The sequence below is a fragment of the Frigoribacterium sp. CG_9.8 genome (genome assembly GCF_015751965.1).
Taxonomy (GTDB): domain Bacteria; phylum Actinomycetota; class Actinomycetes; order Actinomycetales; family Microbacteriaceae; genus Lacisediminihabitans.
This window is the reverse complement of sequence record NZ_JADOVH010000001.1, coordinates 793,317-819,473: the sequence shown is the minus strand read 5'-3', so window position 1 is coordinate 819,473 and position 26,157 is coordinate 793,317. Positions and strand designations below refer to the sequence as shown.

The window sequence follows — 26,157 nt, the reverse complement described above, 5'->3', positions numbered from 1 at the left end:
ATGGATGAGCTCCACCGCCTCGATGACACGTTCGATTCGATGGATGAGCCATTTGGTGCGCCCCGCGATCCGTTCCGGCCCCGCGGTCGCGAGCGGTCACGTTACCGGGCCGGTGAAGGCACCGAAACGGCACGGTGATGACGCTACTGCGCGATTCGACCTACCGTCTCGTGCGGGCTCGCCACTTGATAGAACTCGGCCAGCGCATCCCGGTTATAGGAAACCCCATCGAGAAAGGCCGCAGGCACTTCGCCGCGCAGGAATTCGCGCATACCGTCCGCCAGCCCATCGTCAGTCTGCGGAACGATTCGGATCCCGGAATCGGGCAGAGCATCGAGCGCCGAATCGAATTCCACCGTCACGATCGGAAGCCCTGCCAGCGCCGCTTCCATGAGAACCATCGGTTGCCCCTCGTAGTTACTGGACAGCACGAAACAGTCTGCGGCCGCGAGCACAGGGAAGGGATTGGGAAATGGCCCGACAACGAAGGCGACGTTCGATAGTCCGCTGCCGTCAATGAGCTGCTGCAGTTCGCTTCGCAACGGTCCGTGGCCGACGATGACCAGTCGCACCCGCGGATTTTCTCGATACACCGCAGCGAATGAGCGGATGAGTCGTGCCTGGTTCTTTTCCGGCGAGAACCTGCCGACGGTGGCGAACCACACCGTCTCATCATCGCGCTGCATCGAGGCGATCCAACTCGCGTCGTCTACAACCGTGTCGTCTACAACCGTGTCGTCTACAACCGTGTCAGCTCCGTCTGGACCTGCCTCATCGGGGCCACCGTCATCCAGGCCACCGTCATCGGGGCCACCGTCACCCGGGCCTGCCCCGTTCGCACCGAACTCTTCGATCGACCCCAGTGATTCGCGCAGGCCCTCGCGAACATGTGTTTCGTCCACGAGGTTGCGGGCGAAGACGAATGATTTTTCGGGCAATCCGTAGCGAGGCCCGAGAGCGGCGCAGTTGATCCGGTTGAGGCTCTCCGACACCGACACGAGCGAATCGAAGTCCTGATACAGGCTGAATACCGCCGGAAGCGAGCGCTTCATCGCTCGCCTACTCCCGACAAACCGACTCGTCTCACGAGAGAGGTCGTTATGCAGCCAGATCGAACGAAAAGAGTCCGGAGAGTGGAAGAGAAGAGAGGCCCAAAAGGCGGTGTACCCGCTGAAGTCGACGACCGAAACAAACCGGGCATCGCCGAAGCATCGCGCCCACTCTGCGCGCCACATCCGTTGCTCAGTCGCAGTCTGCGGCCGCCTTCGAAGCGCGGGATGGCGCTCTTGCAATCGACGGAAGACATGCGTGAACTTGCTGCCATTCATGCCACCGACCCGGTGGAACTGTCGCACCTCGGGCGGGATCCGCTGCTGGTTCGAGCGTTGCTGGGCGCTACGGGGACGGTTGAACGCCACGGAAACGTCGTAGGCGGTGTGGTCGATCGCGCCAAGCAGATTCAGTGCCGAGTTGGTAATGCCGTTAGAACGCATCCCCCCGAGGCTGAGCAGAATCGACGTGCGGGGGTCCTCTGCGATGGACTGTGTTCGAGCACCATCGATGAGCCCTCGAAATACAACGTCAACGACGCGACGGGCGGCTCCACCGTCGTCGGCTGGCGCAAAGCGGTCCCGCCAATCGGCGGCACGCACGCTGAATCTCGATCCACCCTCCGCCGATGTGAGCGAGCGGATGGCATCCCCCAGCTCGGAGACCGTGCGCGCCACCGGCCCGGGAAGGTCTTCGAGCGGGAAGTAGAGGCCGCGGGACGCGGAATAGTCCAGATCGTCGGGCGTGAAGAAGATGAGTGCACGGTTGAGGGGTAAAAAGTCGAAGAATATTGACGAGTAATCGGTGACCAGCACGTCAGTGATTCCGAGCATCAGGTTGGTTGGCAGGTCGTTCGAAACGAGGATCTTGCGAAACTCGGGTCGGTCCGCTGCGAATCGGTGAACGACCTGGTGGGTCTTGAGCAGCACCAAAAATTGCGGCCCCACCTGCTCCTGAATCTCTTGCACCAGCCCGAAGAGCTCACTGGCATCGTCGGCCGGGGAACTGAAACTCGTGCCCTTCCAGGTCGGGGCGAACAGGATCACCGAGCGATCCCCCACATCAATGCCGTCACCCATCAGTCGTGATCGAACCTCTGCCGATTCGGCCGGGCTGAGAAACTGCCGGTCGACCCGGGGATACCCCTCTTCGATAACCAGCCCACGAAAAGCGCCGCGCAATTTGTAGGCCGTCTCGTACATCTGCGTGGTCATGAAGGAGTTCTGGGAGAGGAGAAAGTCTGCGGCGGTGAAGTTGCGCAGGGTGTTCGCCGAGTCCATGGCACCGTTTGGCATGTCGTAACCCATGCGTTTCAGAGGGGTGCCGTGCCAGGTATTCAGGTAAACCTGCCCGGACCGTTTGCTGAATTGGGCAGGAAACGTGGCGTTGTTGATCAAATAATGGCTCGTGGCAAGAGCGCGAAAATAAGCGAGCGAATGACGCTGCACAAAACCAACGCGACGGTCGGTCGCGAACTCCGCCTGGATCTCTGGATGCTCGTGAAGAGTGTTGAGTACCCAGATGTGGCGAATCTCGGCAAGGTCTGGTGAGCGGAGCACTTCGCGAAAAATCGCCTCGGGGTTGCACAGCACTCCGTTGCCCGCGAAGGACTCGTAGAGCACCACACCGCGGCGCACACGGCCCCGTTGTGCGAACGCTCGAAGCTCGGCACGGCCCGCCCTGGCCACCTGCCTGAGCAGCTTCCGCACCCGACGGAATATTCGTTTCATTGCGCTTCCTCACTCGAACCAGCCGCACGGCAGGCGAGCCAATAATAATTCATTGGGCTAAAAGAAACCTCTTGACGATCTGACGCAGGCACCCTCCAGATTCCGAAGAGTATCCTTGAGGCGCTTTTGCCTTGAGCAAAATGCCGCCACAACACAACCCACAACGAAACCCACGACGAAACCCACGACGAAACGGAGATACCCGCGTGCCGCTCGGTACTGAGCTCCACGGTCGCAACTCGGCGGTCATCTCGCGGTCCGCGCCCTGGCGGCCGACCGTTGTGGCCCGCTGGGCACTGCTGCTCGGGGTGCTCGCCACCGCGGTCTCTGCTGCCGGGTCCTGGATTCCGTCGCTGTGGGGAGATGAGGCGGCCAGCGTGTTGTCCGCACAACGCTCCCTCCCCTCGCTCCTTCGAATGCTCGCCAACGTGGATGCCGTACACGGCACCTACTACCTGTTCCTGCACTTCTGGGTAGAGATCTTCGGTGCATCCCCGTTTTCTGTGCGGTTTCCGAGCGCGATCGCCATTGGCATAGCGGTGGCGGGGATTGTTCTGCTCGGCACGTGTCTCGCGGGTATTCGGGTCGGCATTCTCGCCGGAATTGTCGCCGTAGTCCTGCCTCGCATGACTTTTATGGGCGAGGAGGCCCGCGGCTACGCGATGAGTGCAGCCGGTGTTGTCTGGCTGACGATCCTGCTCGTTCATATTGTCGGCCTCGACCGGCCGAAGAGGCGCCTGTGGGTGCTGTACGCGATCGGTCTCGCCGCCTGCGGATATCTCTTCCTTTTCAGCCTCCTGATCGTCGTGCCACATGCTGTAGTGGTTCTGCGCGATCGGCGTCGTGCCGCGCGGCGATCCTGGATGAAGGCGACACTCGCTGGTGTGGTCCTCGCCGGTCCGGTCATCGGGTTCGGGATCAGCGAGAGCGGTCAGATCGCGTTCCTCGCAAACCGCGATGCGACCAACATCCGAACCCTCGTCGTGACCCAGTGGTTCGGAAACGATCTGCTTGCTCTGATCGCCTGGGCGCTCATCATCACCGCAATCGCGGTCTGGGCGATCGCGTGGTATCGGGCACGTCGCGTGACCACCGGGCTCATTTCGGCGGATAACGGCGATATCCGCACCCCAGGATTGGTGCCGTTTGCCGCCACCTGGCTCCTCGGCCCCCCAGCAATACTGCTCGCCGTCAATTCGGTGCACGCGGTCTATTCCTCGCGCTATCTGTCATTTGCTGTGCCAGCCGCTGCGCTTCTGATCGGATGGCTACTAGCACGGATTCGCCCCCGCATTGTGGCCATCGCGATGCTGGTGGCCGTGGTCGCCGCCTCGTCAACCAGTTATTTCAGTCAGCGCACACCGTTCGCCAAGAACGAGAGCGACTGGGCACAGGTCGCCGACACGATCGGCGCCCACTCGCAACCCGGGCAGGGCATCCTCTTCGATGAGGGAACCCGGCCATCCCGCGCACCCCGACTGGCGATGCGAACCTACCCGGCATCCTTCGATGGGCTGACTGACATCGCGCTCAAAACACCGTGGTACGACACCGCCAACTGGCACGACTCGGTGTATCCCCCGTCCGCGGTCGCCTCGAGACTCGGCTCGATCAAATCGGTCTGGTTGGTCGAGTTGCGCTGGCCTGGCACAGTCGCAGACACCTACAACCGATCGATGTTGGCATCCAAGGGATTCGTGGTGGTCGCCGAGTACCCCGGGCACTCCAACATCGTGCTGCAACTTACTCGCCCCTGAGCGCGCCGATCGCTCGGTAAAACGTGGTGATCGCCGCGTCGTCATGCGCTGCCCAATCGAGCGATGACACCGCCGGTGGGCCTTCAAGAAATTCGAGCATGCCGTCGGCGATGGTCCGGTCATCCGCCGCCACCTCGATCACTGCGTGTAGGTGCTCCGTCGCTCGACCTTCATCACCAACGATGACGCTGGGCAGTCCCATCACGCGGGCCTCCAACAGCGCTCTGGAATCGCGCGCGCCAAGGCCGACGAAGACACAGCAGTCTGATCGCAGCATCAGTGCGAACGGGTTGGCCTGATAGCCCGCAAGCCAGACGGCGTCGACGAGACCGAGGGCAACGGTCTGTGCCGCAAGCGAGGTGGCAAGTGGGCCGTGCCCAATCATCATCAGTCGCGTACCGGGCTCGGCAGCGCACACCAGGGCGAACGCGCGAATCAGTCGGGATGGATCATTCTCGACCGACAGCCTGCCGAAGGACGCGAAAATCCTGGTCTCCTCCGCGCTACCGCCCGGAGTCAGCCAATCGGGGACCGCGAAGTCGGCATCACCGAGTTCGAGCGGCAGCGCGGCGCGCGCCAAAATACTCCGGCCCCCGATAAGCGATTCCGCCACCGCAAACTTCTGCGGTGCCGCCTCAGCCGCCAGTGAGGTCGAAGTGTTCAAATCTAGAGTCGGCGAGGCTGAGGCTGAAGCTGACACTGAGGCTGAAGCTGACACTGAGGCTGAGGCTGAGACCAGGTGATCATAGCCGTGGTAGCGGGCAACTATCTTCGCGAGCTTGTCCGCCCGCGGGGACTGTCCGGCGACCGGCGCCGACTGCGTGGTCGCCTGCGCCGTCACCTGAGTGTCGCGCAGCCAGATCGAGCGTTCTGATCCGGGCGACTGCAGTATCAGGTTCTCCCAGAACGCGCTCATACCCCCAAAATCCAGTGCAAAGTCAAATACGGCGGAGCCGAAACACCGATCCCACTCGTCCCGCCAGAGCGCCGAATTGCGAGCCGAGAGAGACGCCGAACCGGACGCCGAACCGATCCAAGCGGATCGGGTCGAACGCAATCGGGCCAGGCTGAATTTGGAGCCATTCATGCCACCGACGCGGGCAAACTGGCGCACCTGCGGGTTCAGCAGTTGTTGCTGGTCGAGCACCGGTCGGGTGCGCGTCGAGGGAAAAATCACCGACACGTCGAATCGGGTGTGGTCGATCGCGTCGAGAAGGGCCACGAGTGCCGAGGTGGTTTCTCCGGGCCTCATGCTGCCAGCAGCGATGAGGATGGTCGTGCGCCCGTCGTCCAGCGCAGGCGCGATGGCATACCCGTCCGGTCGTGCCCGAAACACGATATCCACGATTCTCCGCGTGGCATTGCCGTCTTCCCGCGCAACGAACCGGGACTGCATCGCCCGGTATTTCGCGGCCACCCGGCTGTCGACACCGAACCGGTCGAAATCATTCACCGCCTCCGCGAGCGCGCCGACAGTATCGACAACGGGCCCCGGCCAGTCATTCGGCTCGATGTACAGGCCACGGTATCCGCTGTAGTCCGCAAGGTCCGGGGTGAGAAAGAAGATCGGACGATCGGTGGCAAGGAAGTCGAAGAAAATGCTCGAATAGTCGGTGATCAGCACATCGGTGACGCCGAGGATCAGGTTGGAAGGAATCTCGTCGGCGATCAAGCGCCCACGAAGTCCCGATATGCGTGAGGCGAAGCGGTGCACCACCTGGTGCGTCTTCAGGAGCACCACATACTTACTCGTATCGATCAGGGATTCGAGCTGCTCGACCCTGGACACCAGGGCGCTGATGTCGTCCCCCGGGTTTAAGAACGAGGTCCCCTTCCAGGTGGGCGCATAAAGAATGATCTTGCGTCCATCGAGAGCCACCCCGCCCGCTTCGATTCGGGCGCGGACCGCAGCGACGCGTGATGCATCCATAAATTGACGATCGATACGCGGATAGCCCTCCTCGATGATCTTCCCGCGATAGATCTGACCCATCCGGTGAGCCTTCTCGTAGAGATGCTCGGTCATGAATGGGCTTGCGGAGAGCAGGAAGTCGGCGGAGAGCAGGTTGCGGATCACGTTGGCCACCCGGGTGGCCGGATCACCGATGTCGAAGCCCATCCGCTTGAGTGGGGTGCCGTGCCAGGTATTCAGGTACACCTGCGCAGCTCTTTTGCCGAACTCGGTCGGAAATGTGCCGTTGTTCACCAGAAAGCCCGATGTTGCAAGCGCGCGAAAGTAGGCGAAGGATGCGGGCCGCACGAACCGCACCGACCGCGATCGTGCGAATTCGCGCACGACGGTGGGATTCTCGCGTGCGCTCGCCAGCACCCAGACATGGGTGAATCCGGCAAACTCGGGATCAGCGAGCAGCGCCCTGAAGATCGCCTCTGGATTACACAGCACACCGTTACCGGCGAAGGACTCGTACATAACCACGGTGGGACGCACCGCGCGACGTCGCCAGAATGCGTACACTTCGGTCTTCGCCGCCTGCCGAATCCGCCGTCCCCAGCCAAGAAAACGGCGTCGGATGGCGGCGAATCCGGGCATGTCCGTCACGCTGATCACGAGTTCACTATAAAGTCTCGCACCCCCCAGAGGGGTATCGAGGGATAGTCAGGTGCCGCTGCCGGCGCCGCTCTGGGTGCGTGACGCGCGGTACTCAGAACGTGATATTCCCTACTCCGATAACGCCGATCACCACGAGCCACGCGAACACGGATGTGCTCGCCAGGCTCAGCACTATGTGACTCCGTTCTCCGCCCGGCCCGGTCTGTGCAGTGCTGGTCTGTGCAGTGCTGTCCTGTGCAGTGCTGGCCTGACGTTGCTCCCGCCAGTGGCTCAGGAAGAAGGCGAAGGAGAACGCGAGCGTCGTCAGGGTAATGACACGCAGCAGCACCGATGGCGGATTACTCGACAGCAGCGCGGCTACCTGGTGGAACGCGATTACCCCCCAGGGCACGATGCCAATCGCCGCACCAAACCAGAGCGGCAGCATCCGCTCTCCTTTTCCTCGGGGAGAACGCTCCTGGAGCACCGTGAAAAGAGTCATCCCGCTGGTGATCGCATAACTGAGCACGAGCGTTCCAATATCGCTGACACCGTTCAACCGCGCGATGAGAAAGATGACGATCGATGAGCTGAAGGCGAACTCGATCCAACGTGCCGTGTGCCGGTTGCCCTGCGCGCCGGAAGAGTAGTGAGAAAAGAGAGGCGGCACTATCACTACCAGCCGCGCCAGCCCCACGAAAGCGCACAGCACGATGACCGCCACACCAAGGTCGAGTCGCCCGAGCAGAGTCATGCCGACATCGCCATTCGAGTGAAGGGAAACAGGCAGGAGCACCTGCGTCCGCGACCCAGCGACGATGACAGCGATCACGACGGCCTGTGCCACAAGCAGTGCCCCGGAGAGACCGGAGACACCGCGGAGGCCGAGCCTCGTCATGAGGTGGTGATCATGTGGCAGACGCCGGCATTTTCAGGACTGGATGTTCTTGGTCGCGAACCGGCTGTACGCGAGCGCGCCAAAGATCAGGATGTAGCAGAGCTGAACGACGGCATTCGTGCCGAAGGCTGTCCAGTCGAGCGGCTGCCGCAGCAGATCCGCGAACCCGAGCCAGTAGTGAGAGAACAACCAGGGATGCAGCCACGCGAGCTGCGGAAGGATGTCGAGAATCTGGGCGGTCACGGACACCACGACGGTTGCCGCCATCGCTCCGACAGGCACATCGGTGAGCGTCGAAATGAACAGCCCGATTGCCGCGAGCCCCAGCAGCGACAGCGAGACGTAGGCCGCGACCAACAGCGAGCGCAGGAGCGCATCCGGAATGCTGATCACATCGCCCGACAGCAGCGTCACCGGACCAATTGGAAATAGCACAGCGCCGATGAGGAGCCCGGCGATGGTGAGGATAATTGTGGCAGCGAAGCAAAACGCGGCAACACCGGCGTACTTCACCAGAAGCAGTCGCACGCGACCGGCGGGCGCAACAAGCAGGTAGCGCAGCGTTCCCTGCCCCGCTTCGCCCGCGATGGTGTCTCCGGCAACGACTCCGATCGTGAGCGGGAGAAACAGCGGTATCGCCACCACCATGCTGGTGAATCCGACGAACAGCCCGTTCTGAGTCACCCGGGAAAGAAACGGGGGGCCCTCCCCCGCAGCGAGGGTGGTGGTCGACAGCCGAACTGCGATCGCGAGCAGGATCGGGATCAGCGCTACGGCCCCAAGCATCGCCCAGGTGCGCCGACGCCGAAACAGCACAGACAGCTCGGACCCCAGAAGGTCCCAGCCCACGCTGCGACGATCCGGCACGGGCCGGGCATTCGTCATCTCACTACTGGACGACATCGAAACCCTCTCCCGTCAGGGCGACGAAGCGTTCTTCGAGGCTGGGTTCATCCACCGAGAACGCACGGATCCGCACTCCGGCTTCCATGAGCGCACCGGACAGAGCCTCCGGTGCCACCGTCTTGTCGAGTACCGCGGCCGTGACCCACGCTGCCGTTGGCCCGGCGTCAGATTTCTGCGGCGAGAGTCCAAGTCGTGCCAGGGTCTGGACAGCAACCTCGACATCTTCCGTCAACACCCGCACGCGATCGGTATCGACGCCGCGAAGCTCCGCCAGAGTGCCCTGCGCGACAATGTTGCCAGCGCTCATGACGGCCGCGTGAGTGCACATCTGGGCCACCTCGCTGAGGAGATGGCTCGACACGAACACCGTGATGCCCTCCGCAGCAAGCCCGCCAACCAGATTGCGCACTTCACGGGTTCCCTGCGGATCGAGCCCGTTGGTCGGCTCATCGAGCACCAGGAGCTCCCGCGGACGCAAGAGCGCGTTCGCCAGGCCAAGGCGCTGCTTCATGCCGAGCGAGTACGCGTGCACGCGTTTATGAGCGGCATTGCTCAACCCCACCCGTTCGAGCGCGGAGTCGATGCGCGCGGCACGGCTGCGGGACGAGGCAAAGCGGTCGGCGGAGTCGTAACGCCGCAGATTGTCCACTCCGGACAGGTAGGGGTAAAAGGCTGGCCCCTCGACCAGCGCGCCGACACGCGGCAGTACCGTGTGAAGGCGGTCGGGCATCCGCTCACCGAGCACGCGCACAGTTCCGCTGGTGGGCTGCACCAGACCGAGAAGCATGCGAATGCTCGTGGTCTTGCCCGATCCATTGGGGCCGAGGAATCCAAAGACAGACCCCTGCGGCACAGCAAGATCGATGGCGTTGACGGCGGTCTGCCGCCCGAACTGCTTGGTTAGCGCGTCGCTCTCGATCGCGAGACCGGAAGCGTCATTCGTCACTTTGCGGCGGTTTGGAGCTGTGCCAGCGGCACCGATCCGATGAAGACACGGCCATCGGTTGCGAGGAAAACATTCACGAGCGATGTCGACAGTGCGCGACCGCCGTCAACCTTCGTGGCGATCTGGGCGACCAGAGCATTGTCAGCGAGTTCCTTCGGCACGGATATCGAGGCGATTTCGGCTATCGAATCCCAGCCCGTTCCGGTGATGGTCGGGATGCTCGCGCTCAGGGAGCTGAGGGTCGTATTCGAGCCGGAAGCCGAATCCTGCGGCAGCTTTTGCTCGACGACCGTTGCGCCGACCGGCGGGGTGAAACGGAACAGACCGGCATCAGGGGTGGCGAAATCCACCGCGCTGAAGCCGACCTGGATGGCGGGATTCTTCTGGCCTGACGCCAACACGGTGACCCGCAGCGGGAGCCCGGTTTCCGAGTCGACCTTGATCGACACGGACGTCACGAGAGTCGTTGTCGACTTCGGAGTAAGTATTAGCTCGTACGCGCTGCGCCCAGCGACCGTGCTGTCTGCACCGACACTGACCGTGGTGGTGCGCCCGGCGCGATCGAGCACCTCCTTCGCCAGCTCGGACGGGTCGGAGAGGTTCACTCCGAGTGCCGCGTCGAGACCGGCGAGCTTCTTCGACATGGCCGGTAACGCATCGCTGGGAATCGCCACGTGGGTGGCGGTGTTGGTCTGCGAGTCGTAGGACCAGGCATCCGTTCCGTCGCTCACCACGTTGCGCTCGGCGAGCTTGTCTTCGATCTGGATGCGCACCTTCTGCGCATCGCCGGGTGTTTTAGAGCTGTCGACAAACACCCGCGCGGTGTGCGATCCGCTGAGCAGGCCGAGCGCACTGGTCAGGGCACTGCTCGAGGCCCCCTTCGGCACGAAGTCCTCCATACCCTTCGGCACAGATGCCGACATCGAATCGATCATCGACTGCGACATCCCGGTGCTCAGACTCAACGCTGGCAATCCCAGGTCCGAGTCCGACTGCACGGTGCCGGAGAAGTCGGTGCCAGCGCTATTCGCCACCATCAGGACGATCTGCTTCGCCGAGCGTTCCGGTAGTGGAGCAGCCGCTCCCGCCTGCAGCGGGAGCACGACGACCCCCGCAACCACAATCGCAGGGACGATGATGGCCGGAAGCCACTTGACGATGTTGCGAGGCACAGTCGATAACCTTTTTCTTAGAGACGTGATTAGTGGCACAGCTACGGCGAAGCTAACCCCAAAGCTATTCCCCAGGACTGACAGTTTGCCGAAATGAGAGGTGGCATCCCGTATGGCACGGTCACAGTCCACTCTCGATTCAACACACCGCGTCGAGCACGATTCAGTCGCGAGGGAAGGGAACTCTCCAGGTGAACTCCGGCCGCTTCTTGTCAACGAAAGCGGCAGCCCCGATTGCCGGCTCATCGCTCACAGCCACCTCTGTCTGCCACCGTGCGGCGATCGCCTCGGCATCATCACCGCTCACGATGGCATCCACGATTTCCTTCATGGCGCGAATCGACAGCTGCGATCGGCTCGCGAGGTGAACCGCGAGGGCAAGCGCCTCCGGCAAAACGGCATCCGCCTCGACCACTGACGACACCATCCCGAACCCCTGGGCTTCGGACGCGCTCACCAGGTCACCGCTGAATAAAAGGAGCTTGGCCACTGCTGGTCCTGCGATCGCTACAAGCCTGGTGATGCCGGAAAGCGGATAGACGATGCCGATCCGGCTCGGCGTCACTCCGAATACGGCACGAGACGCGGCGATTCGGATGTCACAGGCCCCCGCAAGTTCCCAGCCTCCGCCGACGCAATAGCCGTCGATCGCCGCAATCGTGGGTTTGCTGAAACAAGCGAGCGCATTCTCCGCTGCGGTGATCCAGCCACCCTCCGCTCCGGTTGGCGCGTTCAGAATCCGGTCGAGGTCACGAATATCCGCGCCAGCCGAGAAATCATCTCCTGCTCCAGTCACGACCAGCACCATGACCGTCTCGTCCGCTTCGAGGGAGTCGAGGATCGGCCCGAGCTGCTGCCACATCTCGGCCGTGAGGCAGTTGCGCCTGCCCCCGTTCTCGATCACCAAAATGGCGACGGCCCCGCGCCGCTCGATTGTCAGTCCGGGCATGTCAGGATTCCTCCGGGAGTTCCTGGGTAATTTTGTGCATGTCAGGAGGCTGTCTTGACGATACCGGCCGCGAGGAGTCCCGCTACCTGGTCGTCGGTCAGGCCCAGCGCTGCAAGCACCGCCACGGTGTCTTCCCCGAGCGCTGGCGGGGCCTTACGGATGCGCAAAGCCGTGCCGTCAATCGAGATCGGCCCGCGCAGCAGCGGGAGGTCCGTGCCGTCAGCCCGAGTGAGATGCTGCACCATGTCGAGGTGCTGCACCTGCGGGTCTTCGAAGACCTGCCGGTAGTTGTAGATCGGGCCGGTGGGGATGCGCGCGTTGCGGAGCGCCTCGACCCACTCGAGCCCTGGGCGCCCGGCGAGGGCGCGCTCGAGCCTGGCGGTGAGCGCATCGCGGTTGGTAAGTCGCAGCGATCCCGTGGCGTAGGGCGCCTCAGAGGCGAGTTGCGGGTCACCGACCAGCGCGCACAGGTCGCGCCACTGCTTGTCACTGCCGACGGCGATGATGATCGGAATGTCTGCCGTCGCGAACATGCCATAGGGAGCAAGCACGGGGTGATTGTTGCCCTGCGGTTCGGGCACGACTCCGGTGCTGAGATAGCGCTGGCCCTGGAAGGCGGAGATCGCGATCGCCGCCTCGAGGAGGGATGTCGACACCTCGAGGCCGCTGCCGGTGCGTTGCCGACCGACGAGCGCTGCGACAATTCCGAAGGCCGTGAAGACACCGGCGTAGATGTCGATGATCGGGATGCCCACCCGGTAGAGCTCGCTGGCATTCTTGCCGGTCACCGACATGAGACCCGACATCGCCTGCGCCACCTGGTCGAGGCCTGCCGTCTGGCTGAGCGGACCGGTGCTGCCGAAGCCGCTGACCGAGGCGATGATCAGCTCGGGTTTCTCGGCACGGAGGCCCGCGGCATCCAACCCCATCTCGGCCATCACACCGGGACGAAAGTTCTCGATGACCACGTCGGAAGCGAGTGCCATCCGACGAAGGAGCGCTTTCCCCTCCGGGGTGTAAAAGTCGAGAGCGACAGAGGATTTGCCGCGGTTTACCGAGTCGAAGTAGAGGCTGTGCTCGTTTTCGAATGGGGGCCAACCACGCGTGGAATCCCCGCCCTTTATGCTCTCGACCTTAGTGATTGTTGCTCCCATATCCGACAGCAGTGCGGTCGCATACGGGCCCGCCAGTGCGCGGGTGAGGTCGAGCACTGTGATGCCGTCGAGCGGCAGGGAGGTGCTCATCCCTTGAGCCGCACGTTGATCTGCTTGGTCTGGGTGAATCCGGCGAGCATGCCTTCGAGCGAGACTTCACGCCCGATCCCGCTCTGCTTGTAGCCGCCGTAGGACTGTCCGACCACCTGTCCACCGCCCTGGTTCACCTGCACCCAGCCCGCATCTATGCGATGAGCGGTGGTGAGCACCGTATCGAGGTTGCGCCCCCAGAGGAAAGCCGCGAGCCCGTAACTCGAGTCGTTCGCCATCGCGACCACGTCATCGACCTCGCGCCACGGGATTGCAACGAGAACGGGCCCGAAGATCTCCTCCTGGGCAAGGCGAAAGTCGTTACGGGCACCGGCAAACACCGTGGGCAGGTGGTAGAAACCCTCGGTGAGCGCACCCTCCGTTGGCGCGGAGCCACCGAGCGCTACGGTCATCGCGGTGTTCGAGCGACCGTCAGCGAGGTAGTCATCGATCGATGCGTGCTGCTTGCCGTTGATGATCGCGCCCATATCGGATGCCTCGTCGAGAGGGTCCCCCACCGTGAGCGCGCCGAGCCGTCCGACCAGACGATCCAGAACCTCGTCGTAGATGTCCTCGTGCAGGAAGAGGCGGGATCCGGCCGTGCAGCTCTGCCCCTGGCGGGTGAAGCGTGAGGCGAGAAGGAGTCCATTGATGAGTTCGTCGGTATCTTCGGCAGACCCGGCGGCGTCGGGGAACACGATCGAGGGGTTCTTGCCCCCCAACTCGAGCGACACATGGGCGAGGCGTTCACTGGCATCGCGGCCGACACCGCGACCGACCTCGGTGGAGCCGGTGAAGGAGACCTTGTCGACTCCGGGATGCGTCGTCAGAGCCGAACCGATGAGGCTGCCGCGCCCCGTCAGGGCGTTGACGACGCCAGCGGGCAGATGGCGGTTGCAGACCTCCGCGAGCAGCAGGATTGTCAGTGGGGCGTCATCCGCAGCCTTGAGGATCACCGTGTTGCCCGCGGCGAGCGCCGCCGGCACCTTGAACCCCGCGATCATCAGCGGCGAGTTCCAGGGCAGGATACACGCGACGACGCCGAGCGGTTCGAGGCGGGTGTATTGCAACTGGTTGTCGCCGGCCGGAAGTGTTGTGCCCTTCACTTCACCTGCGATGCCCGAAAAGTAACGAAACAGTGCGACGAGAGTTGTCACTTCGGGTCGCGCCTGGGTGCGGACCGCATTTCCCGTGTCCAGTGCCGTGAGCCGGGCAAAGTCCTCCGCCCGCGCCTCGATCTCGTCGGCGATAAGCGCGAGTGCACGAGCTCGCTCGGTGAAGTGGCGGGCACGCCAGGCCGGGAATGCCGCACGGGCTGCCGCGACTGCACGGTCAACATCCTCGACCCCCGCCGCCGGAACCCGGCAGATGACTCTTCCGCGGTGCGCCGGATTTGAGACATCGCGCCACTCCCCCGTCGACGACTCCACCTTCTCCCCGGCGATCCACATCGGCTGGTCAGGCCCCTGCGTCGTTGCGAAGGTATCGATGGCGCCGTCGAGAATACTGGTGTTGGTCATGCGTCGGTTCCTTCTTGTCGTCAGCGGTGAGAGCGTTAGCGGTTCGTGAAAGTCGGGGAGCGCTTCTCGATGAAGGCGCACATCCCCTCCTTCTGATCGTCGGTAGCGAAAACGGAGTGGAAGACACGACGTTCGAAACGCATTCCCGCATCCAGTGTGGTCTCAAAGGCCGCGTTCACCACCTCTTTGGCAAGCATCGCGATGGGGAGGGACATCGCGGCGATCGTCGTTGCGGTGCTGAGCGCATCGTCAAGCAGTCCGTCGGCTGGCACTATCCGTGCCACAAGCCCGGCTCGTTCGGCTTCGATTGCATCCATCATGCGCCCGGTGAGGATCAGTTCCATCGCCTTGGCCTTGCCGACAGCCCGAGTCAGCCGCTGAGAGCCGCCGATGCCCGGAATCACCCCGAGCGTGATCTCCGGCTGCCCGAACTTGGCGGTGTCGGAGGCGATGATGAAGTCACACATCATGGCGAGTTCACACCCGCCACCGAGTGCATAGCCGGAAACTGCGGCGATGAGCGGAGTGCGCACCGCGGCGAGACGGTCCCAGCCGGAAAACCAGTCGGCGAGGTATACATCCATGTAGCTCGGAGTCGACATCTCCTTGATATCCGCCCCGGCCGCGAAGGCACGCGGCGACCCGGTGAGCACGATGGCGCCGATTCCGGGATCGGCATCGAGCTCGGTCGCGGCCGCCACCACATCATTCATCAGGGCGAGATTCAGCGCATTGAGGGCCGCAGGCCGGTTGAGCGTGATGAGTCCGACGCGTCCGCGGCGTTCAAGCAGGATGTTCTCGTAGTCGGTCATGCTGCTGTGCCCTTCGAATTGTCACGGATGGTGTTAATGATGGCGGAGAAGTCGAGGCCGGCCCCGCCCTCATCCGCGAATCGCCGATAGATGGATGCCGCGAGCGGCCCGAGCTCGGCGGCAGTGCCGGTCGACTCCAGCGCACCGAGCGCAAGCCCCAGGTCTTTTGCCATCAGGGCACCCGCAAAGCCAGGCTGATAGTCGCGATTGGCCGGGCTGGCCGGCACCGGGCCCGGCACCGGACAATTTGTGGTGAGTGCCCAGCATTGGCCGGATGCCGTTGATGCGACATCGAAGAGCGCCTGGTTCGAGAGGCCGAGCTTCTCGCCGAGTACGAATGCCTCGCTCACGGCAATCATCGAGATGCCGAGAATCAGGTTGTTGCAGATCTTCGCGGCCTGACCGGCTCCCGAGTCACCGCAGTGCACGATCCGGCCGCCCATCACGGAGAGAATCGGCCCGGCCGCGACGAAATCTTCCTCGTCGGCACCCACCATGAAAGTGAGCGTGCCGGCGGTTGCCCCTCCGACTCCACCCGAGACCGGGGCATCCATGCTGTGGTGCCCTGCTGCCACGGCGAGCGCATGCGCGGTGCGGGCATCCTCGACATCGATTGTGGACGAGTCGATGAAGAGGGTGCCGGGAGCTGCCGCGGCGAGGAGCCCACCGGCGTACGCGTCGATCACGTGTTTTCCACTCGGGAACATCGTGATGACGATGTCGGCATCGTGCACCGCTGCATTCGCATCCGACACGACGGTCACGCCAGCTGCCCGCGCATGCTCGAGGGCTGCGGACACCGGGTCGAAGCCCACCACCGAGTGGCCGCCCGTCACGAGATTCGCAGCCATCGGTCCACCCATGTTGCCGAGTCCGAGAAAAGCGATTCTGGTCATGACGTTCTCCTGTCTGTGGCACCCGTCGTCGGTGACAGGCCGAGTTCACGCGGTCCGAGGCCCTCGAAGTACGCCTCGATGTCGGGCCCGGTCACTTCACCGAGGGTTGCTGGCATCCAGTGCGGAGTGCGGTCTTTGTCGATCACCTGGGCGCGCACGCCCTCCACGAGCTCAGTTCCCGCGACCAGATGCAGAGAGACTCGGTACTCCTGGTCGAGCACCTCTTCGAGGCTTGCCAACACCCGCGCACGGCGCAGCGACTCGAGAGTGACGCTGACCGCCGTCGGTGACTTGGTGAGGATGGTGGCTGCGGCGTCTCTGGCGGCCTCGTCCGGACAGGCCGCAAGCCGGGCCACGATCTGGCTTGCGTCAGCTGGGGCATAACAGGCATCGATCCAGTGCCGCTGATCGAGCAGAGCGGATGCGGGCGGAGCCGACGCGAAGGCGGCGACCGCATCCGCAGCGGGCTGGGTTTCCAGCGCGACTGCGAGGGACGCGAGAGCATCGCTCGGCACGAAATGGTCGGCAAGCCCGATGGCGATCGCGTCGGACCCGGTCACCGCGCCAGCGGTGAGTGCGAGGTGTGTGCCGAGTTCACCGGGCGCGCGCGACAGCAGAAAGGTGCCCCCGACATCCGGGACGAATCCGATGCCGGTCTCCGGCATGCCGACCCTGGTGCGCTCGGTGACGATGCGCACCGACCCGTGTGCAGAGATTCCGACTCCACCGCCGAGCACGACGCCATCCATGAAGGCGACGTAGGGCTTGGAATATCGGGCGATGTGCGCGTTCAGCGCGTACTCATCTGCCCAGAACCCAGCGGAGTTGTCACCACCGGCTTTCGCATCCGTGTAAATCGCCACTATGTCCCCGCCGGCGCACAGCCCGCGTTCCCCGGCGCCCGTGATGAGAACCGTCGCTACCGAGTCGTCCTTCTCCCACTCGTCGAGAGTTGCCGCGATGGTGCGCACCATCGCGTGGGTGAGGGCATTGATCGCCTTCGGCCGGTTGAGCACGATGTGGCCGAGTTGGCCCCGGCGGTCCACCAGCACCTCGCCCGAGTTCACGACGGGGTGGGTAACGTCATCCATTGCGGCCATCAGGCGTCCGCCAGGCTTCGGCCGATGATGAGACGCATGATCTCGTTGGTCCCCTCGAGGATCTGGTGCACTCGCAGGTCGCGCACGATGCGTTCCAGGCCGTACTCCGCCAGATAGCCGTAACCGCCATGCAACTGGATGGCCGAGTTGGCGACGTTGAAGCCCGCGTCGGTGGCGACCCGCTTCGCCATCGCACAGAGGCGCACCAGATCGGCATCGCCGCGGTCGAGCGCATCCGCTGCTCGCGCCAGGAGGGTGCGGGCCGTCTCGAGTTCCGTGTCCATATCCGCGAGTTGAAACAGCAGTGCCTGCTGATTGATCAGGGGTCCACCGAATGCGGTGCGACTTTTGAGGTATTTGACCGACATATCCAGCGCCGCCTGCCCCCCGCCGAGGGAGCAGGCACCCATGTTGATTCGGCCACCGTTCAGTCCGCTCATCGCGATTGTGAACCCGTCACCCTCCTTGCCGAGACGGTTGTCGACGGGCACACGCACCCCATCGAAGAAGACTTGGCGGGTCGGTTGCGCATGCCACCCCATCTTCTTCTCGAGCGGTCCGAAACTCAACCCCGGGGTGCCGTCAGGCACGACGATGGCGCTGATCCCGTGGCTGCCAGTGTCGGCCGTGCGCGCCATCACGATGTAGAGCGCCGAGGATCCCGCTCCGGAAATGAACTGTTTCACGCCGTCGATCAGGTAGTCGTCGCCGTCGCGCACCGCCCGGGTGGTGAGAGCGGCGGCATCTGATCCCGCTCCGGGTTCGGTAAGGCAGTAGCTTCCGAGCGCTTCCATCGTGGCGAGCTGCGGAATCCACTTTTCGCACTGCTCGTCCGTGCCGAAGCTGTCGATCATCCAGGTGACCATGTTGTGGATCGAGATATAGGCCGCGATCGTCGTGTCGCCCTTTGCCAGCTCTTCAAAGATGAGCACCGAATCGGCGCGGCTGAGGCCCGATCCGCCGAATTGCTCACGCGAGTAGATGCCCCCCATGCCGAGCTCGCCGGCCTGACGCAACACCTCGACCGGAAAATAGTGCGTCTCATCCCACTCGGCAGCGTGTGGCGCGAGCGATTCCGCGGCGAATTGGCGCACCATCTGCACAATCGCCGCCTGGTCTTCGGTTACTCCGTACATTCATCCCAATTTACTAGGACTTCCGAGTATTTCTACTAGGACTTCCGAGTATTTTTTGGGACCGGCGATCAAAGCCCCGTGGCGCTTGCGAGGATAAGACCGCTGCCGTTTGCGAGAATGCCGTCATGACCAATGCAACCGTGGTCTCGGTCGGCCGAGATGACAGCCATCAGTTCAGCAAACCCGTGGTGGAGCAGATCATCCTGCTCGCTGGGCTGGGCATTGAAGGCGACGCACACTGCGGTGCGACGACGCAGCACCGGTACCTCGTGAAGAAGGATCCCGGGCGGCCCAATCTCTGCCAGGTTCACCTCATCGGCGTGGAGCTGTATGCCGACCTCGTGCGAGCCCGGTGGTCGATCGAACCCGGCGAGCTGGGCGAGAACGTGACAACGCGCGGACTTGACCTGATGTCGCTGCCGAGTGGCAGCATCCTGCATCTGGGAGCCGAGGCGAGTATCGAGATCACCGGTAAGCGCAGCCCGTGCAGCCAGATCAATGGCCTGGCACCCGGACTGATGAAGGCGGTGTTCGGCGTGAACGGATCGGGGACGCGTGAATCACGAGCCGGCATCATGGGCATCGTACTCACGGGCGGGATCGTGCGCGCGAACGACGACCTGCGGGTCGAACTGCCGCAGGGGCCCTTTCGTGCGCTCGTCGCGGTCTGAACGGGCGAATCATGCCCGGACTGCCGAATCAGTTCACGGTGGAGAGAGTCGAAGATCTCAGGTCCACATCTGCCAGTCGGGCGCGAGTGAGATCGAGGTAGTCGATCTTGCCTCCGTGCAGGTGCATCGATGTGATGTCCGCTTCGAAAAGTTCGGCTGACCACATGGACAGGCCATGGAGCGAGGATTTCCCACACCCCCAAAAAGGGGCCTATTCTGTCCCCCTTAAGGAGGTCTGTGTTTAATCCACCGCACCCGAACAGCCCTCCGCGGTAGGGCAATTTCCCACAGGAGCTCCCCGATGCCCTCAAAGAACAGATCATCCGCGCCCGCCGGCTGGTACCGCGACCCGCTCGCCCTCGCCCAGCTGCGCTGGTGGAACGGCCTCAGCTGGACCAACCACACCGAAGAGCAGCGCCCCGAGATCCAGATGGCGACGCCCGGGGTCGAGGAGTCGAGCCTGGTCGAGGCGAGCTAAACAGCGCGTCATTCAGCTGCTTGACCGATGCGGGGGTGGGTGACTCTCCCCGGGTCGGTGACGCACGCCATCTGATCGCGCTAGGACGAACCGCTCCAGGCCGCCGGAACGATCGTCCAGATGAGCTCCGTCACCCCGTCTGATTCGTTATCCCAAGAGTGCGGCTCGCGCCCTGCGAGAGTCATCGTGTCACCCTCCGCAAGGTCTATCGCACCACTGACAAGCCGAACCCTCAGGCTGCCACGCAGCACATGAAGCACCTCAACGTCGCAATTGATCGTGTAGAGCTCCTGACCGCCGGAAGCCCCCGGTTCAAGCACAGATCGCAGCAGTTGCACCCGCGCCTCGCTCCGCGGTGTGAGCAGGTGCTCCACCGCTTTGACACCACCCATATTGATGAGCGGTGCATCAACCAGAGCGACGACCTCGTTCTCGGGAGGTTCAAACAGCGATCCGAGATTCAACGAGAGCACCTGGCACAGCGTGACGAGCGTCGACACGCTCGGCGAGGTCTCGTCCCGCTCCACCCGGCTGATGAATCCGGTGCTCAGCCCACTTGCCGCGGCGACATCCGCCATGGTGAGGGACTGCGCCAGTCTCGTGGCCCGCAGCTTGGCGCCGATCGCGAGCGGGGATCCTGACGGCGTCGGGTGGACTGGTCGCATGTGCAGTTCTCCGGTCGTAATCAGCGGGGGGTCATTGCTGACAGGATCTCATACGCGACGTGTGAGGCGGCGACGGCGGTGAGCTGTGCATGATCGTAGGCCGGTGCGACCTCCACCACGTCGGCGCCAACGATGGTCAAGTGGCTCAGCGCGCGGATGATCGCGAGGAGCTCACGGCTGGTCAACCCACCCGCCTCGGGGGTGCCCGTGCCGGGGGCGTGCGACGGGTCGAGCACATCGATGTCGACCGAGATATAGACCGGGCGGTCGCCGAGCCGCACCAGCATCCGTTCGATTACCCGCGCCAGCCCATCGGTCTCGAACTCGTGGGCGGCGATGACCGCGAAGCCGAGGCGAGCATCGTCCTTCAGATCCTGCCGGCTGTACAGCGGGCCACGGATACCGATGTGCAGGCTCGCCTCGAGATCGATCAAACCCTCTTCGGATGCCCGGCGAAAGGGGGTCCCGTGCGTCACGGGAGCGCCGAAGTAGGTGTCCCAGGTATCGAGGTGTGCATCGAAGTGCAGCACCGCGACCGGGCCAGTGCGCTTGGTGACCGCCCGCAACAGCGGCAGTGCGATGGTGTGGTCGCCGCCGATGGTGAGCAACCGCGTGCCGTCAGCACCCAGTCTCGTTGCCGCCTCCTCGATCTGGGCGATGGCCTCGTCGATATTGAACGGGTTTGCGGCAATGTCTCCCGCGTCGACGACCTGCTGCGTCGAGAACGGCTCGACATCCTGCACCGGGTTATAGGGTCGCAGCAGACGCGACGCCTCGCGCACGTGTGCCGGGCCGAAGCGAGCGCCCGGCCGATAGCTCACGCCGCTGTCGAACGGCACCCCGACAACCGCAATATCGGCCCGGGGTACGTCTTCGATCCGAGGAAGCCGAGCGAAGGTGGCGATACCGGCGTAGCGCGGCGAGATGCTCGCATCTGATGGTCCGATGGGGGATGTTGTCATGATGAGCTTTCTGATGGATGTTTCATCGGGGAGTTTCGAAGCGGATACGTCAGCGGGCGATATTCAGGGCGACCGCGCGCACCGGGGCACCGTCTGCCGCCTCGAAGGCAATCGGCAGAAGTGAGATGAGCGGCTCCTCAAAATCGATCGACGCGAGGTTCGTCAGGTTTTCGCTGATCACTCCGGCCACATCGGCAATGAGATGGTGCACGGGAAATCCCTCTCCCGGATGGTCGGCATCCGGGGTCTCGTCGATGTTGATCGCGTCGATACCAAAGGTGCGTATGCCGAGTTCGATGAGTCGGGCGCAGGCGTCCGCGTCGAGGAAGGGATTCTCGAAGTACTCGGCGGTACCGTACCGAGCGCTCCACCCGGTGTGCAGCAGAACGATCACCCCATCGACCAGTTGGTCTTCGCACCCTGCGAAGTAGTCCCAGGTGATGCGGCCGCGAGCGCCCGCCGCCCGGGCGTCCACGACCACACCGGTGCCGATGAACCGATCGAGGGGCAGTTCGTCGATCCGGGGGGTGGCGGCGTCGAAGTGGAACGGTGCGTCGACGTGTGTGCCGGTCTGGGACCCCATCGAGACGCTGAGGAGGTTGAATCCGTCACGCTCGATCGTGGCATGCTGTGCGAATTTCGGCACCGGATCACCCGGATACACCTGGGTCGCTGCATTGACTACAAGCGAGAGATCAACCACTTTGGTTATCTTCATAAACAAAAACTATTGCACATACGGCAACAGCGCGCTAGTGTCAGGCCAATCCTCAGAGCCCCACTTGGCCATTAGTCTCCTCGAAAGCACTCACATGAGCACACCCAATGACGTTCGCCCCGACCCTGTCGCCGCAGTCCTGAACGCCCGTCCCAAGATCACCGAGGTTGAAGTGCACGGGGTCGACACGATTCCAGACGCCGACCGCACCTCAAACTGGCTTGACCTGCTGCGGATCCAGTTCGGCGGCGCAAACACATTCGCGACCGTGCTTCTCGGCACCTTCCCGATCGTGCTCGGCCTCTCCTTTTGGCAGGCAGTACTCGCCACTATCACCGGGGTGGTCGTCGGCACGGTCTTCCTGATGCCGATGGGACTGTTTGGCCCGAAGACCGGCACCAACAACGCCGTCTCATCCGCCGCTTTCTTCGGCGTGCGCGGACGGATCGTCGGATCCTTCCTCTCTCTGCTCACTGCGGTCGCGTTCTATTCCATCTCGGTCTGGGTGAGCGGTGACGCGCTCGTCGGTGCGCTGACCCGACTCGGCGGTATCCCCGACTCTCTCGGCCTGCGCACGCTCGTCTACGGGGTCATCGGCGTGATCGTGATCGTCGTGGTCGTCTTCGGCTTCCAGTTCATGCTGCTGGTGAACAAGACCGCCGTAGTCGCCAATACGATCCTCATCCTGCTCGCAATTGTTGCCTTCAGCGGCACGTTCGACAGCTCCTACGACCCCGGACCCAAGGGCTTCGCCCTCGGAGGCTTCTGGGCGACCTTTGTGGCCGCCGCCCTCATCGTGGCATCCAATCCCATTTCGTTCGGAGCGTTCCTCGGAGACTGGGCCAGGTATATTCCCCGCAATACGCCGCCGCGCAAGCTGCTCGCAGCGACACTGTTCGGGCAACTGCTCACGCTGATCCCGTTCCTGTTCGGAGTTGCAACCGCAACGATCGTCGCCGGAAAAAGCGACTATGTCGTGGCGTTGATCCAGGCCTCCCCAATCTGGTACGCGGTGCTGCTCATGGTCGTCGCCTTCATCGGCGGCCTGTCAACCGGCACCACTTCGCTGTACGGGACCGGCCTCGATTTCTCATCGGTATTCCCCCGGTTCAGCCGCGTACAGGCCACCATCGGCATCGGGGTGGTGGCGTTCCTGTTCATCCTCACCGGGCGGATCTTCTTCGACCTCCTCGGCGCTGTCAACGCCTTCGTCGGCGCAATCATCGTGACCACGACGCCGTGGATGGTCATCATGGCGATCGGATACATCGTTCGTCGCGGCAGTTTCCGTCCACGCGACCTCCAGGTATTCAACCGCGGCGAGGTCGGCGGCACCTACTGGTTCAGCAACGGCATCAACTGGCGCGGGATGGTCGCCTGGATCGGGGCTGCAGCCCTCGGTCTGCTCTTCGCCAACTACCCGCCGATCATCATCGGTCCGTTCATCAATGCTGGCGGCGGCATCGACCTGAGCCTTGGCGTGGCTGTGCTGGCCGGCGCGGTGCTGTACCTCGGAGCGCTCTGGCTATTCCCCGAGCCACGCTACGTTTTCGGTATCGAAGGCCCGCGAGGTGTCCCGAGCCGGTCGGGCGACGCACAGCCGATCGAGACCGACCACAGCTCATCCGCCGCCCGCCTCGCCGCCCGACGAGCCGGGACCGCATCGTGACCGCTGACGGTCTGCCTTCCGAGGCAGAGGTCCTCGCCGCAGCGGACCGCATCATCGACAGCTTCGGACATCACCGCCGCGATGCCTACTTTGCCGGCTTCGCCCCGGAGGCAACGTTCCTCTTCCACAACGTCGATCACCGGCTCGAGTCCCGGGCGGCGTACGAGACGCTCTGGGCGGAATGGGAGACCGAGGGGTTCCAGGTGCGGGCATGCAGATCATCCAATCGCCGGGTGCAGCTTTTCGGTGCCATCGCCGTGTTTAGCCACGATGTCGACACGGAGTCCGAGGTGGCGGGGGTCGCAGAGAGCAGCCGCGAAAGCGAGACCATCGTGCTCGCCTTGATCAACGGGGCGTTGCTCGGGGTGCACGAGCACCTCTCGAAACGGGAGTAATCCCCCCGGCTATGCGGTCAGTGAGTTGTGGGTGAACCGGCCGGCGATGAGGGTCGCAGCCACCGGCATCGCCCGCAATTCACTGCCAGTAGCTGTCAGTGGATCCCTCTCAACGACACACAAATCTGCAAAATCGCCGGCAGCCACCCGGTACCGTCCGTGAGCGGATGCCGCGATCGCTTCCACTGCGGTGATCGACTGCTCCGGATGCCACGCCTCGAGGCCGTCTCGCGTGCGTACAACAGCCGCCGCGATCGTGATCCACGGGTCGGGTGGTGCGACCGGGGCATCCGACCCGAGTACGACGGTCGCGCCGGCGTCGAGCAGGCTCCGCAGCGCAAAAGCGCGGGAGGTACGACCCGCCCAGTAGCGGTCGGCGACATCGCGATCATCCATCGCCTGCTCCGGCTGCACACTCGCCACAACCCCGAGTGCGGCGAACCTGGGAAGATCCGCGTCGCGCAGCAACTGCGCGTGCTCGATACGTCCGCGACATCCGACCGTCTCAAAAGCATCGAGGGCTATCCGGTTGGCGTCGTCGCCGATAGCGTGAACGGCAGGCAGCAGACCCGCGTCCGACACTCGCCGCAGCACCGGCACGAGCGCATCCGGTGACACGGTGAGCATGCCGTGGGAGTGGTGCTGCCCTTCGAGTCCGGGATATTCGTCAACACAGAAGGCAGTGCGGGTGTTGAGCGATCCATCGATGAGAATTTTGAATGGACCGACCGCGAGCAGGCCCTGAGTTCCTGGGATGATTTGCCCGGTGCGATGTCCGGCCGCAATCGCGGCGTCGACGTGTTCGGTGTAGATCCCCGCCGCAATCCGCAGAGAGTTCGATCCGGCCGCAATGCGCCGTGACCAGACCGCGAGGTTGTCGGCCATCTCGAAGTCCACGACCCCGACCACTCCGCGGGATGCGGCGGTTCTGGCAGCGTCAGCAACCCAGCCGTCGAGAACGCTCTCCGGCACGTCGCGCAGAGATTCTGTGATGCGAAAGGCATCGTCCTCCCGCAAGATCCCGGTCGGATGCGCACCGACACCGAATCGGTCGAGCGCCGCAGTGTTGAGCCAGCAGCAGTGCAGATCAGCACTGATCAGCACGGTCGGCAAGACGCCGGTCACTGCATTGAGCACAGTCGCGGTCGGGGAATCGGGCCACAGACCGTCACGGAAACCCACACCCACCAGCGGCAGCCCCGGCTCGGGTGGCCGCACCATTGCCGCTGCTGCCATGATCGCTGCGGCTTCGGAGGCGGAACCGGCCGCCGAGACATCCACTCGATGCTGCGCGAGAGCGTGCTGGCTGAGATGCACATGGTCGTCCCAGAGCCCGGGCACGACATGACGGCCCTCGAGATCGATCGACCGATCGCACGTGAGCCCGATGCCAATCTGCACGACAACGCCATCATCGATGAGGAGATCGACCGGGTCTCCCCCGTCGATACGACCGTTGCGCAACACCAACCCGGTCACGGCGCAACCGCATGCGCACGTCGCATCTCCGCGGCGAGAGGCGCGCTGGAGTAGGGGCCATCAGCCTCGAGATGTCCGACAATTCGCTCGACGACCGCGGGATCCCGGTTCTGGCTCAGCTTGAGCCGAACGTCGAATCGGCTGACCCGAAGCCGGAGGCCGACTGTGCCGGTGGCGATGTGACGGGCAGCGGACTCGTCGATCTGCAGCGACATCGGCTGCGGCATTCGCTGTTCGAAGTGATCGACGAGGTGGCCGAGTATGTCGAAGTTCTCCTCCTCGGGGAGCAGCTCGGGGTAGTGCGAGGCGACGATTCCGTTCGAGGTAGAGGAGACGATCGTCGCCCACGGATTTTCGCGGATCAGCCGCTTGACTTCGTCCGGATCATTAAGAAGATAGTGAGGCGTGTAACGCATTCGTCTATTGTGCTTCAGGCGGGGCGGGCGAACGGCT

Annotated in this window: 25 protein-coding genes; 6 read left to right on the top strand and 19 right to left on the bottom strand. The window is 63.6% G+C overall.

Going from position 1 to position 26,157, the window contains the following annotated elements; translation table 11 throughout:
* Positions 1-138: a hypothetical protein gene (locus IWX88_RS04105; protein ID WP_196827426.1), complete on the top strand. Its 138-nt coding sequence runs from the start codon at positions 1-3 to the stop codon at positions 136-138.
* A 5-nt stretch (positions 139-143) separates the two neighbouring features.
* Here the strand turns inward: IWX88_RS04105 and IWX88_RS04100 are convergent, their stop codons facing one another.
* Complete coding sequence (locus IWX88_RS04100) at positions 144-2,780, bottom strand: CDP-glycerol glycerophosphotransferase family protein (RefSeq protein ID WP_196827423.1); 2,637 nt, start codon at positions 2,778-2,780, stop codon at positions 144-146.
* A gap of 206 nt (positions 2,781-2,986) precedes the next feature.
* Between IWX88_RS04100 and IWX88_RS04095 the strand changes: the two genes are divergently transcribed.
* Entirely contained in the window at positions 2,987-4,537 is a 1,551-nt protein-coding gene (locus IWX88_RS04095; protein ID WP_196827421.1) for a glycosyltransferase family 39 protein, read from the top strand.
* Here IWX88_RS04095 and IWX88_RS04090 read toward each other — a convergent pair.
* From IWX88_RS04090 to IWX88_RS04035, 12 genes are all read right to left on the bottom strand, one after another.
* Positions 4,524-7,106, bottom strand: a complete 2,583-nt coding sequence (locus tag IWX88_RS04090; protein ID WP_196827419.1) for a CDP-glycerol glycerophosphotransferase family protein — start codon at positions 7,104-7,106, stop codon at positions 4,524-4,526. The two genes, IWX88_RS04095 and IWX88_RS04090, sit on opposite strands and share 14 nt — an antisense overlap.
* A gap of 94 nt (positions 7,107-7,200) precedes the next feature.
* Complete coding sequence (gene heR / locus IWX88_RS04085) at positions 7,201-7,986, bottom strand: heliorhodopsin HeR (protein WP_196827417.1); 786 nt, start codon at positions 7,984-7,986, stop codon at positions 7,201-7,203.
* A gap of 33 nt (positions 7,987-8,019) precedes the next feature.
* Positions 8,020-8,871: an ABC transporter permease gene (locus IWX88_RS04080; protein ID WP_231368755.1), complete on the bottom strand. Its 852-nt coding sequence runs from the start codon at positions 8,869-8,871 to the stop codon at positions 8,020-8,022.
* Positions 8,872-8,875: 4 nt separating this feature from the next.
* On the bottom strand, positions 8,876-9,838 hold the full coding sequence (locus IWX88_RS04075; protein ID WP_196827413.1) for an ATP-binding cassette domain-containing protein: 963 nt from the start codon (positions 9,836-9,838) through the stop codon (positions 8,876-8,878).
* Positions 9,835-11,010: a DUF2092 domain-containing protein gene (locus IWX88_RS04070; RefSeq protein WP_196827411.1), complete on the bottom strand. Its 1,176-nt coding sequence runs from the start codon at positions 11,008-11,010 to the stop codon at positions 9,835-9,837. The genes IWX88_RS04075 and IWX88_RS04070 overlap by 4 nt, the downstream gene beginning before the upstream one ends.
* A 163-nt stretch (positions 11,011-11,173) precedes the next feature.
* Positions 11,174-11,959 (bottom strand): enoyl-CoA hydratase/isomerase family protein, encoded by a 786-nt coding sequence (locus tag IWX88_RS04065; protein ID WP_196827408.1) that lies wholly within the window; start codon positions 11,957-11,959, stop codon positions 11,174-11,176.
* Positions 11,960-12,000: 41 nt separating this feature from the next.
* Positions 12,001-13,203: a CaiB/BaiF CoA-transferase family protein gene (locus tag IWX88_RS04060; protein ID WP_196827406.1), complete on the bottom strand. Its 1,203-nt coding sequence runs from the start codon at positions 13,201-13,203 to the stop codon at positions 12,001-12,003.
* A complete protein-coding gene (locus IWX88_RS04055) occupies positions 13,200-14,723 on the bottom strand; it encodes an aldehyde dehydrogenase family protein (RefSeq protein WP_196827404.1) in 1,524 nt (507 codons plus the stop codon). Before IWX88_RS04055 ends, IWX88_RS04060 begins: the two co-directional genes overlap by 4 nt.
* A gap of 35 nt (positions 14,724-14,758) precedes the next feature.
* A complete protein-coding gene (locus tag IWX88_RS04050; protein WP_196827402.1) occupies positions 14,759-15,535 on the bottom strand; it encodes an enoyl-CoA hydratase in 777 nt (258 codons plus the stop codon).
* Positions 15,532-16,431 (bottom strand): 3-hydroxyisobutyrate dehydrogenase, encoded by a 900-nt coding sequence (mmsB, locus tag IWX88_RS04045; RefSeq protein WP_196827400.1) that lies wholly within the window; start codon positions 16,429-16,431, stop codon positions 15,532-15,534. The genes IWX88_RS04050 and mmsB overlap by 4 nt, the downstream gene beginning before the upstream one ends.
* Positions 16,428-17,522, bottom strand: coding sequence for an enoyl-CoA hydratase/isomerase family protein (locus tag IWX88_RS04040; protein ID WP_196827398.1), 1,095 nt, complete (start codon positions 17,520-17,522; stop codon positions 16,428-16,430). The genes mmsB and IWX88_RS04040 overlap by 4 nt, the downstream gene beginning before the upstream one ends.
* A gap of 8 nt (positions 17,523-17,530) precedes the next feature.
* Entirely contained in the window at positions 17,531-18,667 is a 1,137-nt protein-coding gene (locus IWX88_RS04035; protein ID WP_196827396.1) for an acyl-CoA dehydrogenase family protein, read from the bottom strand.
* Between the two features lie 125 nt (positions 18,668-18,792).
* On the opposite strand from IWX88_RS04035, the gene IWX88_RS04030 reads away from it, so the two are divergent.
* On the top strand, positions 18,793-19,338 hold the full coding sequence (locus IWX88_RS04030; RefSeq protein WP_196827394.1) for an MOSC domain-containing protein: 546 nt from the start codon (positions 18,793-18,795) through the stop codon (positions 19,336-19,338).
* A gap of 28 nt (positions 19,339-19,366) precedes the next feature.
* Here the strand turns inward: IWX88_RS04030 and IWX88_RS04025 are convergent, their stop codons facing one another.
* On the bottom strand, positions 19,367-19,504 hold the full coding sequence (locus IWX88_RS04025) for a hypothetical protein (protein WP_196827392.1): 138 nt from the start codon (positions 19,502-19,504) through the stop codon (positions 19,367-19,369).
* Positions 19,505-19,639: 135 nt separating this feature from the next.
* Between IWX88_RS04025 and IWX88_RS04020 the strand changes: the two genes are divergently transcribed.
* On the top strand, positions 19,640-19,816 hold the full coding sequence (locus IWX88_RS04020; RefSeq protein WP_196827390.1) for a DUF2510 domain-containing protein: 177 nt from the start codon (positions 19,640-19,642) through the stop codon (positions 19,814-19,816).
* Positions 19,817-19,896: 80 nt separating this feature from the next.
* Here the strand turns inward: IWX88_RS04020 and IWX88_RS04015 are convergent, their stop codons facing one another.
* The 3 genes from IWX88_RS04015 to IWX88_RS04005 are packed head-to-tail and all read right to left on the bottom strand — an operon-like array spanning position 19,897 to position 22,161.
* The gene (locus IWX88_RS04015) at positions 19,897-20,481 is read right to left on the bottom strand and encodes a helix-turn-helix domain-containing protein (protein WP_196827388.1); all 585 of its coding nucleotides are present in this window, start codon (positions 20,479-20,481) and stop codon (positions 19,897-19,899) included.
* A 20-nt stretch (positions 20,482-20,501) separates the two neighbouring features.
* Positions 20,502-21,443: an agmatinase gene (gene speB, locus IWX88_RS04010; RefSeq protein WP_196827386.1), complete on the bottom strand. Its 942-nt coding sequence runs from the start codon at positions 21,441-21,443 to the stop codon at positions 20,502-20,504.
* A 49-nt stretch (positions 21,444-21,492) separates the two neighbouring features.
* Positions 21,493-22,161 carry a cyclase family protein gene (locus IWX88_RS04005; protein ID WP_196827384.1) on the bottom strand — a complete coding sequence of 223 codons (669 nt, stop codon included), beginning with the start codon at positions 22,159-22,161 and terminating at the stop codon, positions 21,493-21,495.
* A 94-nt stretch (positions 22,162-22,255) separates the two neighbouring features.
* On the opposite strand from IWX88_RS04005, the gene IWX88_RS04000 reads away from it, so the two are divergent.
* Positions 22,256-23,830: a cytosine permease gene (locus tag IWX88_RS04000; RefSeq protein ID WP_196827381.1), complete on the top strand. Its 1,575-nt coding sequence runs from the start codon at positions 22,256-22,258 to the stop codon at positions 23,828-23,830.
* Positions 23,827-24,225, top strand: coding sequence for a nuclear transport factor 2 family protein (locus tag IWX88_RS03995; RefSeq protein WP_370568157.1), 399 nt, complete (start codon positions 23,827-23,829; stop codon positions 24,223-24,225). Before IWX88_RS04000 ends, IWX88_RS03995 begins: the two co-directional genes overlap by 4 nt.
* Before the next feature lie 9 nt (positions 24,226-24,234).
* On the opposite strand, the gene IWX88_RS03990 is transcribed toward IWX88_RS03995, so the two are convergent.
* On the bottom strand, positions 24,235-25,704 hold the full coding sequence (locus IWX88_RS03990) for an amidohydrolase (protein ID WP_196827379.1): 1,470 nt from the start codon (positions 25,702-25,704) through the stop codon (positions 24,235-24,237).
* Complete coding sequence (locus IWX88_RS03985) at positions 25,701-26,120, bottom strand: FMN-binding negative transcriptional regulator (RefSeq protein ID WP_196827377.1); 420 nt, start codon at positions 26,118-26,120, stop codon at positions 25,701-25,703. Before IWX88_RS03985 ends, IWX88_RS03990 begins: the two co-directional genes overlap by 4 nt.
* Positions 26,121-26,157: the final 37 nt, after the last annotated feature.